Consider the following 12,463-nt stretch of genomic DNA (forward strand, 5'->3'; position numbering starts at 1 on the left):
CTAGCCGGAGATCGACACTGCGGCGTGGGACAGATGCCAGCGTTTGTTCATAAAGGCGGCGCACTCTTCGCTGTGGGTGACCATCAAAATGCTGGTTTGGCTCTCTTTGGCGAGTTCGCATAGCAGTGACATCACCTGTTTACCAGATTCGTCATCTAAGTTACCCGTGGGTTCGTCGGCCAGCAGTAAACTCGGATTGTGGGCTAATGCCCTGGCTATCGCGACCCGTTGTTGTTGTCCGCCGGAAAGCGCTTCAACCTGCCGGTTTAACAATGCCGCTAACCCGAGCTTTTCTACCAAATAATCGCACCAAGGATTCCAGCTATCACCGTTAAGGTGCAGGGAAAAGCCGATATTATTTTTAACATTCAGCGGAGTGAGTAAATTAAATTGCTGGAATACCACGCCTAAATGGGTACGCCTAAACTCACTCCATTGCTTATCTTGCCACTTGGTGGTGGATTGATGATTCAGCACTATCTGGCCACTGTCTGCCGTTTCAAAGCCCGCAATCAGATTCAGTAAAGTGCTTTTGCCGCTGCCACTTGGGCCGGTGAGTGCGATAGTCTCCCCTTGATGCAAAGTTAAATCGACCGCTTGCAGTACAGTGTGGCGCTGCTCGCCGTCGCGAAAACTTTTACTTACTTGGATAAGCTTGGCGACTTCTTTCATCTATCTCTTCCAATTGGGATTTAGCCAACCTAGGCATTAGGCTAAAGATAAAGCATTTTACAATCCTATAGATACCGATATTTGGGCAAGTTAGATCAATTCACATCGATTAAGACTTAGGATTGAGCCTGTTTGAATTTTCTGCGATTAACGGCTTGGCTCTCATTTCTGTGAGCAAATGGGCTTGAGCTATTGTGGTGTTTGTTGCATGCTGTGCGCCCTGTTAAAACGATAGCTGGCTATCGTTTTAACAATCCGTTCGGATGAAGGTAGCAGGAGAGTGGGGAATTAACCCCACACCGACGAGGCAACTTTGTTGTTGGAAGCATTCCATAAACAAAGCACTCTTTCAGGTGCCGTAAGGCGTGGACTGTTACTGGACGAGCCTCTGGAGAGACTACCGATTGCATTAACTTGCAATAATAGGTGGCGCCGAAGGCGAAAGTGTCGCAGTGTGTTAAGCGACGCGAAACGCTCAGGCAAAAGGACAGAGGAGAGGATGACTGCACAGTCCCTGTCGTTTGTCTTTGTGGACTATTTTCCTGCCGTTATTGGCTGGGAAGATGGTATTTCTTTAGGCTGGCAGCGATGTGTCACAGCCATTTCTTTTCCTCCTCCTTTATTAATTTAGTTGTTTAATAATTGAGGAATATCATGAGTTTTGAAGCCTTACTCAGCAGCCTAAACGGTATTGTCTGGGGTCCTATCACACTTTGTTTGTTAGTTGGCACAGGGATTTATCTCACTGCGCGACTAAAGCTTATCCAAGTATTTCGTCTGCCAATGGCGCTTAGCCTATTGTTCAAACCCGCTAAGGGGCATGGTGATCTATCGTCCTTCGCCGCGCTTTGTACTGCATTGTCTGCAACCATAGGTACGGGCAATATTGTTGGGGTCGCAACGGCGATTAAGATGGGCGGCCCTGGTGCGTTATTTTGGATGTGGCTTGCCGCCTTTTTTGGCATGGCGACTAAGTATGCCGAGTGTATGTTGGCGGTAAAATACCGCACTACCGATGCGCGTGGACAGATTGCCGGTGGCCCGATGTATTACATAGAGCGTGGCCTCGGTTTGCGTTGGATGGCGAAGTTATTTGCGCTGTTTGGCGTGGGGGTTGCATTTTTCGGCATTGGGACTTTTGCTCAAGTGAATGCGATAAGTGATGCCTTAACTATCGCCTTTGATGTACCAACATGGGCGACTGCGCTGGTGCTAACCCTACTGGTGGCGGCTGTCACCTTAGGCGGCGTCAAACGTATCTCCAACGTGGCGCAAAAGTTAGTACCGGCGATGTCAATTGGTTATGTGTTGGCCTGTGTGTGGATTTTAGTGGTTTTTGCCGATGCCATTCTACCCGCGTTGCAATTAGTGGTGGAGTCGGCTTTTACGCCAGTATCGGCTGCGGGGGGATTTTTAGGGGCGACCGTAGCGCAAGCGATTCAAATGGGGATTGCCCGCGGGGTATTTTCTAATGAGTCAGGCTTAGGTAGTGCGCCTATTGCTGCGGCTGCGGCAAAAACCAATGAGCCCGTCGAGCAGGGCTTAGTGAGTATGACTGGCACCTTTTTCGATACTATTATCATCTGCACTATGACGGGATTAGTGCTTATCATCACTGGAGTATGGAGCGGTGACACTGCGGGCGCGGCCATGACCAGTGCAGCGTTTAGCTTAGGCGGATCGGCTGCCATCGGCCAGTATTTAGTCACTATCGCCTTGGTCTGCTTTGCGTTTACGACCATTTTAGGCTGGCATTACTATGGTGAACGTTGCTGGTACTACTTAGTGGGCGAGCGCGGGCTGCGTGCCTATCAAATCTTGTTTTTAGGCCTGATTGCTGGTGGGGCTTTTATCAAGTTGGATGTGATTTGGTTACTGGCTGATACGGTAAATGGCTTAATGGCCATACCTAATTTGATTGCGATTATTGGATTGCGGCACATTATCATTGCTGAAACCCAAAGCTATTTTGTTCGAACATTCACTAACCGTACGCTAAACCCTGTTTATTAATGTTGTGAAAACAATATATTAGTTCACATTATTTTAACTTTGAGATTGTCGCCACAGCGTTCTTCGTTTACTTTATAAGAGCTACCCCAAAAAGGGGGGGACTTAAAACGGGGGCTTTGAGGCGACGCCATGGATAAAAGTAAACTTCGTACTTTCCGCAGCAAAATTTTATCCCATATTGCGCTGCCTTTGATTCTTATCATGGCGGCCGTTTATGGGATTACTTCATGGTTTAATTATCTTTCCCTTGAAAAGCGGCTTTACGATCATTTAGCTCAACAGTCGGCACATTCAGCCTCTCGATTGCAATTATTACTCGAACACGCTCAAACAAATACTCAAGGGCTTGCTGATTTTATTGGTTTTTTGGCTGACAAGAATGATATTAACGATTCTGATAAGCTGCAAAAAGTCTTAACTAATCGCCTCGAGCGTAACCCCGATTTTTATGGTTCTGCCGTTGCCTTTAAACCGGGCACTTTTCTCAATAAAAAACTTTTTTCTCCCTATGTATACCGCAGTGGTAATAGTTTCCATTATTTAGATATTGGCGCCGAGGGGTACGATTATACCGATGGGACTTGGGATTGGTGGACGCAAGCCATCAATAAGGTCGAAGGTTATTGGTCAAAAGCCTATTTCGACGAGGGTGCTGGTAATACTTTAATGATTACTTATGCGGTTCCTTTTGGAGTGCAGCCGAACTATTTTGGGGTTACAACCGTTGATTTGGCCTTAGATAGATTACCTGAGCAACTAGGGATAGCCCCTAATCGGCTGATGATATTAGATGAGCAAGGTCGGCTTATCTTTCATGGGGATAAAGAAAAGGTTTTAGCCACATCAGTCTCGGAATGGCTGGATAAAGGAAATCACAAAAATAATACCTTTGGCGCTTTGCTGGAAGATGGGCTGACTGGGCAAGCCAGTTTTGTTGATGATACTGGTACAGTTTATCTTGCCAGCATTGCAGAAGTGGCAAAGTTAAAATGGCACGTGGTTGTTATGGTGCCACAGCAGGAGTTATTTACCTCGCTACTGGACGATATTTCCTCAGTTGTCCTCAACTTAAGTTTATTAACCTTACTGCTGTTATTGACCTGCTATATCGCCGCTAAACGGTTAACTCGTCCACTGGAAACCCTTGAATCCGGCATTTTGGCTTTCGGTCAAGGTAAAACACAGCAGTTGGTTATCCCTAAAGGTGCGATTAGCGAGATAGTGACCTTAAGTGAAACCTTTAACAAAATGGCAGATCTGCTTGCTCAGCGTGAGCAAGCTATTTTAGATTCCCGCGGTAACCGCTTCGCTCGCTTGATCGACGGTATGAGCGATAAATCCTTTTATTGCTCACTTGATCCTGACGGACAACTTGCACAGGTCAGTGAAGGGGTGACCAAAGTATTGGGCATACCGCCCGAATTACTTAAGCGCAAATATCAAAGATTGTTTTCGGCCAACCCCCTTAATGAGAAAAACTGGGAATACACCGATCTGGCACTCAAAGGGCAGAACGTCCCTTCACATCAAGTTGAACTCATCGATTCAAAAGGTCAGTCAAGGCGGCTCGATGTTTTTATGCAGCCTTTAGTGTCAGATACTGGCGAGTTAATGTCAGTGGAGATGCTATTTACCGATGTGACAGAGCAATTTTCCGCCGCTGCTTGGTCTAGCGCGGTACTTGAGGCCGCACCTGAGGCCATGCTGATTGTCGATCAGAGTGGCCAAATAGTATTTAGCAATAGTCGCTGTCAGCAGCTGTTTGGTTATGACGCAAAAGCTATGTTGGGATTACAAATTGAAGCTTTGCTACCCGAAGATTTAAGGAGTCCCCATGCCAAAGAAAGATTACAGTTTCTACGTGAGGGGCGTGATAGGCCGATGGCAAATGCACGCCATGTGCGGGCGCTTAAGTCTGATGGGGATGAGTTTGTTGCCGAAATCGCCTTAAGTATTTTACCGAGTGATTTTGATGGTCGTCGCCAAGTGGCCGCATCGATCCGTGATATGACCCAAAAAATAGCGGTTGAACAAAAAATCCGTGATAGTGAAGTTCGCTTCCGTGGTTTGGTGACCAATATTCCAGGGGCTGTCTACCGCACTCGCATCGGCGAGGAGTGGGTGATGGAATATGTCAGTGACAATATTGCCGATATTACCGGTTATGCCGCGAGCCAGTTTATTGAGAATCGTCAACGTAGCTTTGCTTCATTGATTTTGGAGGAAGATCGCGAGCTGTGTCATCAGCATATTGATAGAGCCCTCGCGCAGCAGGAAACCTTTGAGGTGGAATATCGTATTCGCCACCGTGACGGTAGCATCCGTTGGGTGCATGAAAAGGGCAAGGCGAGTTATACCGAAGAGGGTTTTCCCCTATGGTTTGACGGCAGTATTGACGATATAACCAAGAGTAAGTTAGCCATCGTCGAGCTTGAAGCTTCACGGCTGCAATTAACCAATATCACTGAGTCCATTCCTTGTACTGTGTATCAATTGCGCTGGGTTTCTCCTAGCGATCGCCGTTTTACCTTCCTTTCTGGCGCAGCATTTCACATGTTGGGCTTACACCGCGAAGATTTACTCAGTAACTTTAATATTATTGCTGAGCGGATTTTTGATGAGGAACGACCAGAAGTTATACGTGCGCTTGAGGGAATGAGTGACGATAAATTAAGCTGGATCCGCGAGTTCCGCTATCGTCATCCTAATGGTGGCATTCGCTGGATGGAAGCCGGAGCCAGTGGTCATTATGCCGATGATGGTGCCATTATCTGGAATGGCTATGTGATGGATGTGACTGAACGCAAGTCTATTGAAGAAGAACTTGCGGTCAGTGAGGCGCACTTTAAGGCCTTATTTGATGGGGCAACCATTGGTATCGTGAATGTCGATATCAAAGGACTTATCCTCGATTGTAATGATCAATTCTGTGAGGATATGGGGCTGAGCCGTAATGAATTACGTAGTACGCCTATTTTTGATGTCTTGAGTGCACAGGATAAAGAAGTTGCAAAAGCGCAGTTTAAGGAACTTGTAGAAGGTAAAGTTGATCACTATCGAGGGGAAAGAAGCTTTATTCGTCCCTCCGGTGAGCATTTATGGATGACTGTTAACGTTTCAAGCTTATTGGACAGCCAGAACCAATTTGAGTCAGCTGTGGTAAGCATGGTCGATATGACTGAGTTAAAACTGCTTTCAGAACAATTGCTTGTTGCCAAGGAAGAGGCTGATGCCGCCAGTAAGGCAAAAGGCGATTTCCTCGCGAATATGTCCCATGAAATCCGCACGCCAATGAATGCCATTATCGGGATGTCGCAACTTTGCTTACAGACTGATCTAGACAAAAAACAGAAAAATTATCTCGAAAAAATTGAGCGCGCATCGCAATCTTTATTATCAATCATTAACGATATCCTTGATTTTTCTAAGATTGAAGCTGGCAAGCTTGATATCGAAAATGTGCCTTTTCAACTCGATACCATGCTTGAAGATTTGAGCGATATCTTCTCCGAAAGGGCGGCTCAAAAGCAGATTGAATTGCTGTTTGCTGTCGCACCCAATGTTCCACGTTATCTGCTTGGCGATCCGTTGCGGTTGGGGCAAGTGCTGATCAACCTAATGAATAATGCGATCAAATTTACCGAAAGAGGAGAGGTATTACTGTCCCTCAGCTTGGTCGAGCAGCAAAACGATGATGTCATATTACGTTGTAGTGTGCGTGACAGTGGCATTGGGTTAACCCATGAACAACAAGCCAAACTGTTTAAGTCGTTTACGCAAGCAGACACGTCTACTACCCGTAAATATGGTGGTACAGGATTAGGGCTGGCGATTTGTAAACAGCTGGTTGAATTAATGGGGGGAAGTATCGGGGTCGAAAGCCAGCAAGGCCATGGCAGTACTTTCTTTTTTACCGTTAAATTGCGCATCTCCAGTGGACAAAAGCTCATCGTAGGTCAAGAGCTTGAAGGTATGCCAGTATTAGTTGCCGACGACAATGCCACCGCAAGGGACATTATGCGAACCACTCTAGAGAGCATGGGCTTTCAAGTGGATACAGTGCGTTCTGGCGACGAGGCGGTGATGCGGTGCAGTCAGCAGGATTATGCTGTGGCATTGATTGATTGGAAAATGCCACATCTTGATGGGCTCGAAACCGCAAAACAAATCCTGCAACGGGCAAAAAAAGCGCCGCGGATCTTGATGGTATCAGCCCATGCGAATCAAGATTTCTTGACCCAAATCGAGCAACTTGGGTTAGCGGGCTACATCAGCAAACCTATCAGCGCATCAAGATTGCTTGATGGCATTATGAACGCACTTGGTCGCGCAGGGTTCCTACCCGTCAGGCGCCATCAAGACAGTATTGCGCCTGAGTTATTATTGCCCCTTAAAGGTAAGCGTATTCTGTTAGTCGAAGATAACGAAATGAACCTTGAGGTGGCGACCGAATTTTTAGAGCAAGTGGGGATTATTTTATCCATTGCCACCAACGGCCAAATTGCGTTGGATAAGTTAGCTCAGCAGAGCTTTGATTTGGTATTGATGGATTGTCAAATGCCAGTGATGGATGGTTATCAGGCAACAAAAGCACTGAGACAAAGGCCCGAGTTAGCACAATTACCTGTGATAGCAATGACCGCCAATGCCATGGCTGGCGACAAGGAAATGTGTTTAAGAGCGGGAATGAATGATCATATCGCCAAGCCGATAGAGGTTAACTTACTGTATCAAACCCTCCTAAAATATTTAGGCGCACCGTTACCGCCTCAAGAGCTTATTAATGATTCACCCAAGCCTGTGAATATTGATGTTGATTCTGTCGTGAAATGGCCTGAACACCCTGAGCTTGATATTGATAGAGGCTTGCAGTTAGTGCAAAACTCCACGCGCCTTTACCAAAGGATCTTTGATCGTTTTGTTACTAGTCAACGTAATGTTGTGGAGCAAATCAACAAGGCCGTTGCCAGCAATAAACGTGAGGATGCGGTGCGAATGGCCCATACGCTTAAGGGACTTGCGGGCAATTTAAGTTCCACAACGCTTGCGGAATTGGCTCGGCAATTGGAACTTCACTTAAGTGAAAATACTGAGTTCCAAGCGGAGTTGGACCAAATCCAAACGTTAGTGGCATCGATTTGCCAAGCAATTGAAAAAGTTAAACCTGAGTTTGAAGAATCTAGTGGGCCGACGGCGGAGCATTTACCACCAGAAGCCCTCATTGAGGCCTTAACGCGATTACGCCAAAGTTTAGAAGAAGCGGATTCCGATGCAGTTGCCCAAATGGATGCACTTAAACCGCAAGTGAGTGCTCAGTTATGGCAGCAGTTGAGTCCAGCGCTAACGATGATTAATCAATATCAATTCGATGAGGCCGTCGAGTTGATTGATGAAGTACTTGTAGACTTAAAGTAAAACGGTCAATTATGCGCAGTATTGATCATTGATAAAGCCACTGGAAAGGTGAATGTGTTGATGGATAAGGCAACAATATTAGTCGTCGATGATACTCCAGAAAATATCGATATTTTGGTGGGCATACTCGGTGATGACTATAAGGTCAAAGTCGCGATTGATGGACCAAGGGCGCTAGCCCTTGTAGCCAAAACACTGCCTGATTTAATTTTACTCGATGTCATGATGCCCGGCATGAATGGTTATGAAGTCTGTAAGCAGCTTAAACAGGAGCCCTTAACTTGCCACATTCCTGTGATTTTTGTGACGGCATTATCTGAGGTTGCCGATGAAGCACAGGGCTTTGCCTTAGGTGCGGTTGACTACATTACCAAACCAGTCAGCGCTCCCGTGGTGAAGGCGCGAGTCAAAACTCATCTCGCGCTGTACGATCAAAAACGCTTGCTAGAGCAACAAGTTAAAGAACGTACCCAAGAGTTAGAAGAAACCCGCTTTGAAATCATTCGCCGTTTAGGTCGCGCCGCCGAATACAAAGACAACGAAACGGGTCTGCACGTTGTGCGTATGAGCCATTATGCGCGGCTGCTCGCTATCAAACTAGGTTTACCGAGTACCTTCTGTGAGTTGTTGTATAACGCGGCGCCTATGCATGACATTGGCAAAATCGGCACGCCCGATGCGGTACTGAAAAAGCCGGGTAAGCTCGATGCCGAAGAGTGGAAAATCATGCAGCAACATGCCGCCATTGGTGCTGAGATCATTGGTGAGCATGGCGACCCACTGCTGCAAATGGCGCGGCGTATCGCCTTAACCCACCATGAGAAATGGGATGGTTCGGGTTATCCTAATGGCTTGTCTGGGGAAAATATTCCGATCGAAGGTCGGATTGTGGCGATAGCGGACGTCTTTGACGCGCTGACTTCGCGCCGTCCTTACAAGGAGCCTTGGACAATAGAGGCCACGCTCGAGTTACTCGAAAGCCAAGCAGGGCAACATTTTGACCCTAAGCTGGTGGCCGAATTTAAGCAAATCTTGCCCGAGGTGGTGGCGATTCGAGATACTTATTTCGAACATTAAAGCAGAAAGGCGCCTAGGGCGCCTTTTTCAATACGATCCGCTTATCAGCGAGAAACTAGTCTTCGAGCGAGTAGGGCAATGCTTGAATACGTAAGCTAGATTGCTCGTCATCAGCGAAACGCAGTTTGGCATCACTCTCGGTATCGTTGGCGAGCACGGCGGTGAGCAGCACTTGATTACCACGTTGAACAAATTCAATGATTTGTCCACCCTTGCGATAACCGTCTTCCAATTCTATCTCGATACTAGTTTCCAAATTGATATTTAAAGAAGTGGTGCCTTGAAGAATATAGAGCGCACGCTTGTTACCACCACGGTATTTCATCCGAGCCACAGTTTCTTGACCCATGTAGCAGCCTTTGTTAAAGCTAATGCCGTTAATAGCCTGTAGGTTACACATCTGCGGTACGTACTGATTAGCATGGCTTGGCGCTAGATTGGGGTAACCCGCAGCAATTTCTAATGCTTGCCAAGCGCTGGCATCAAATACGGTATGCTCGGCAATGAGGGCACTTGCGGCTTGTGGTTGTAGAACCAATATAAATCGCTCCGCATCTTTTAAAATGGCGCCTTGCTCGATGAGAGTGAGTTCCTGAGTGACTTCACCGTAGTGTTGGCTGACAAATTGTTTAGCCTGTTCACCCGCCACACCGAGTAATGTCCACTCATCAGAGGCATTGGTCAGGGTCGCCTTACTAAATACCGCATATTTTTGCAGTTGTGGCAGATCCACTGCAATAGTGTCCTTTGGCATCAACATCAACAGCGCATCTTGGATGGCAAAGGTGCGGAAGCTAGCCAGCATCTTTCCCTTAGGATCACAATGTGCGCCCCAGCGCCATTGGTTGGTTTCGAGTGAGCTGATATCTGTGGTCACTTGGCCATGGATAAAACTGCGGCCCTGTTCGCCAACCACTTTGATAAGGCCTAGGTGGGATAAGTTGGCGAGCATAAGTGGAGGCGTGGAGGCGTCCAGATCCCAATTGGGTGTCGAAACTGCAATAGTCATAGCGAGATCCTGAAAATGAAGGCGATGCAAGAGGCTTGATTGTAGCGGAATTCCTCTGGCCTCAAAAGCATAAGGCGCACATATCTTAAATGAAATGTGCGCCTTAGATGGGGGCAAACCTAAGCGGTTTAGGCTTTAGAACAACACGCGAGTACGCAGTGTGCCTTCAATGGCTTTAAGCTCAACCAAGGCTTCTTCTGCTTGGTGAGTGTCGACTTCCATTACCACATAACCGATTTCTGCCGTGGTTTGCAGATACTGAGCGGCAATGTTAATGCCTTTTTCAGAGAAGGCTTTGTTGATTTTGATCAGCACGCCTGGACGATTTTGGTGGATATGCAGTAGGCGTGAGGTACCTTTATGCATTGGCAGAGACACTTCAGGGAAGTTAACGGCCGATACGGTTGAACCGTTATCTGAGTATTTGGCTAATTTGCCTGCCACTTCGATACCGATATTTTCCTGTGCTTCGGCGGTGCTACCACCCACATGTGGCGTGAGTAGCACATTATCTAAACCGCGTAATGGGCTGATAAATTCATCATCATTCGATTGTGGCTCAATGGGGAAAACGTCAATCGCCGCGCCCGCAAGGTGACGCTCTTTTAGTGCCACCGTAAGCGCATCGATATCGACCACAGTACCGCGGGAAGCGTTGATAAAGATGCTGCCTTTACGCATAGCGGCGAATTCGGCAGTACTTATCATGTCTTTGGTTTGCGGCGTTTCAGGCACGTGCAAGCTCACTACATCGGACTGTGCCAGCAATTGCTCCATTGAATGGATTTGCTGGGCATTACCCAATGGCAATTTGTCTTCGATATCGAAGAACACCACACGCATGCCTAAGGTTTCTGCCAGGATCCCCAGCTGAGTTCCAATATGGCCATAGCCTATCACGCCTAAAGTTTTGCCACGGACTTCGTAACTGCCTGCGGCAGTTTTCATCCAACCACCACGATGGGCGATAGCGTTACGTTCAGGAATACCGCGCATCAGCATGATGATTTCGCCTAATACCAGTTCAGCCACGCTGCGAGTATTAGAGAATGGTGCGTTAAAAACGGGGATACCGAGTAATTCGGCGGTCGCTAAATCCACTTGGTTAGTGCCGATACAGAAACAACCAATCGCAATTAATTTTTCGGCACGTTTTAATACATCGGCGGTGAGTTGGGTACGGGAACGAATACCAACAAAATGAGCATCTTTGATGGATTCGTGCAGGGCTTCATCACCTAACGAGGCTTTGTGATACTCAATATTGGTGTATCCCGCGCGTTCAAACACATCTACCGCAGATTGGTGGACGCCTTCCAACAACAGGATTTTGATCTTATCCTTGTCAAGCGAATGTTTCGCCATGATATGGGTACCCTCTAATTAATTGAAGTGGTTCTTGTATGTTATGCTGACAACCTTGGCTCATCAAAGTAGCACTTTTTTTGCTCACTGTGGAGGGCTAGATGGCTAAAGTTAATATTCTAAAATTAGAACAATATCGCATAAGAGGAAGAAACATTGAATAATAAAATCGCTTGGTGCGGTATTTACCTCTCAGTATTAGTCTGGTCGGCGATAAAACCTGCTGATACTTTCACTTGGTGGCTTGAAGCTTTACCTGCATTAGTGGCGGTTCCGCTATTATTTTTTACCCGCAAACGCTTTGAGCTAACCCCAATAGTGTATTTTTTAGTACTTGTACATTGCTGTGTGCTGTTTGTCGGTGCGCACTATACCTATGCTGAAGTGCCATTATTTGACACCATTGCCCAATGGATGGGCAGTGAACGTAACAATTACGACAAGGTCGGGCATTTCGCTCAAGGCTTTATTCCTGCCATGTTGGCCCGTGAGATTATGTTACGCAATCAAGCCGTCAAACCCGGCGCTTGGTGCGCTTTTTTGGTCACTTGTTTTGTACTCGCTTTCAGTGCTTTCTATGAGCTTATTGAGTGGTGGGTGGCCGCTGCAACGGGCGAAGGTGCTGAGGCATTCTTAGGCACACAAGGTTACATGTGGGATACTCAATCGGATATGTTTTTAGCCTTAATTGGGGCCATCGTGGCGCTACTCAGTTTATCCCGTGTGCAGGATAAGCAAATCACTAAACTCCTGACTCAAGCCTAATCGTAGTCTGAGAACATCCAATCCCCTTTGAATTAGATTCAAAGGGGATTTTTATTCTCAAAAATGTCATCTTCAGGTGTTAATTTTTTGTTTAAACTTTCGATTGATGTTTTCATAGACTAAGGTATAAAGATGAATGTGATCTCT

The 12,463-nt window shown here is 46.7% G+C and carries 7 protein-coding genes and 1 riboswitch; of the genes, 4 read left to right on the forward strand and 3 right to left on the reverse strand.

The genetic code is table 11. The features are described 5' to 3' along the window. The gene (locus MMG82_RS13695) at window positions 1–672 is read right to left on the reverse strand and encodes an ABC transporter ATP-binding protein (protein ID WP_037429713.1); all 672 of its coding nucleotides are present in this window, start codon (window positions 670–672) and stop codon (window positions 1–3) included. A 378-nt stretch (window positions 673–1,050) separates the two neighbouring features. Next, window positions 1,051–1,173, forward strand: a riboswitch (glycine riboswitch). Window positions 1,174–1,326: 153 nt separating this feature from the next. Here MMG82_RS13695 and MMG82_RS13700 point away from each other — a divergent pair. The 3 genes from MMG82_RS13700 to MMG82_RS13710 all read left to right on the forward strand — a co-directional run bounded on the left by MMG82_RS13700 (window position 1,327) and on the right by MMG82_RS13710 (window position 9,177). Continuing rightward, complete coding sequence (locus tag MMG82_RS13700; protein ID WP_144345424.1) at window positions 1,327–2,685, forward strand: sodium:alanine symporter family protein; 1,359 nt, start codon at window positions 1,327–1,329, stop codon at window positions 2,683–2,685. A 129-nt stretch (window positions 2,686–2,814) separates the two neighbouring features. After that, window positions 2,815–8,100 carry a PAS domain S-box protein gene (locus MMG82_RS13705; RefSeq protein ID WP_241406976.1) on the forward strand — a complete coding sequence of 1,762 codons (5,286 nt, stop codon included), beginning with the start codon at window positions 2,815–2,817 and terminating at the stop codon, window positions 8,098–8,100. Window positions 8,101–8,160: 60 nt separating this feature from the next. Continuing rightward, the gene (locus tag MMG82_RS13710) at window positions 8,161–9,177 is read left to right on the forward strand and encodes a two-component system response regulator (RefSeq protein WP_037414530.1); all 1,017 of its coding nucleotides are present in this window, start codon (window positions 8,161–8,163) and stop codon (window positions 9,175–9,177) included. Between the two features lie 55 nt (window positions 9,178–9,232). Here MMG82_RS13710 and ygfZ read toward each other — a convergent pair whose 3' ends face one another. Together ygfZ and serA are read right to left on the reverse strand one after the other, a co-directional pair. Continuing rightward, the gene (gene ygfZ / locus MMG82_RS13715; protein WP_241406977.1) at window positions 9,233–10,186 is read right to left on the reverse strand and encodes a tRNA-modifying protein YgfZ; all 954 of its coding nucleotides are present in this window, start codon (window positions 10,184–10,186) and stop codon (window positions 9,233–9,235) included. A 135-nt stretch (window positions 10,187–10,321) separates the two neighbouring features. Then, entirely contained in the window at window positions 10,322–11,551 is a 1,230-nt protein-coding gene (serA, locus tag MMG82_RS13720; protein WP_047539679.1) for a phosphoglycerate dehydrogenase, read from the reverse strand. A gap of 156 nt (window positions 11,552–11,707) precedes the next feature. Between serA and MMG82_RS13725 the strand changes: the two genes are divergently transcribed. Next, the gene (locus tag MMG82_RS13725) at window positions 11,708–12,316 is read left to right on the forward strand and encodes a DUF2238 domain-containing protein (RefSeq protein ID WP_037414536.1); all 609 of its coding nucleotides are present in this window, start codon (window positions 11,708–11,710) and stop codon (window positions 12,314–12,316) included. Window positions 12,317–12,463: the final 147 nt, after the last annotated feature.

It is taken from the genome of Shewanella sp. MM_2022_3 (assembly GCF_022557375.1).
Classification (GTDB): Bacteria; Pseudomonadota; Gammaproteobacteria; order Enterobacterales; family Shewanellaceae; genus Shewanella; species Shewanella xiamenensis.

Coding starts and splice junctions, on each gene's coding strand:
- MMG82_RS13700 (WP_144345424.1), top strand. CDS start 1,327: ATGAGTTTTGAAGCCTTACTCAGCAGCCTAAACGGTATTGTCTGGGGT.
- serA (WP_047539679.1), bottom strand. CDS start 11,551: ATGGCGAAACATTCGCTTGACAAGGATAAGATCAAAATCCTGTTGTTG.
- MMG82_RS13710 (WP_037414530.1), top strand. CDS start 8,161: ATGGATAAGGCAACAATATTAGTCGTCGATGATACTCCAGAAAATATC.
- ygfZ (WP_241406977.1), bottom strand. CDS start 10,186: ATGACTATTGCAGTTTCGACACCCAATTGGGATCTGGACGCCTCCACG.
- MMG82_RS13705 (WP_241406976.1), top strand. CDS start 2,815: ATGGATAAAAGTAAACTTCGTACTTTCCGCAGCAAAATTTTATCCCAT.
- MMG82_RS13695 (WP_037429713.1), bottom strand. CDS start 672: ATGAAAGAAGTCGCCAAGCTTATCCAAGTAAGTAAAAGTTTTCGCGAC.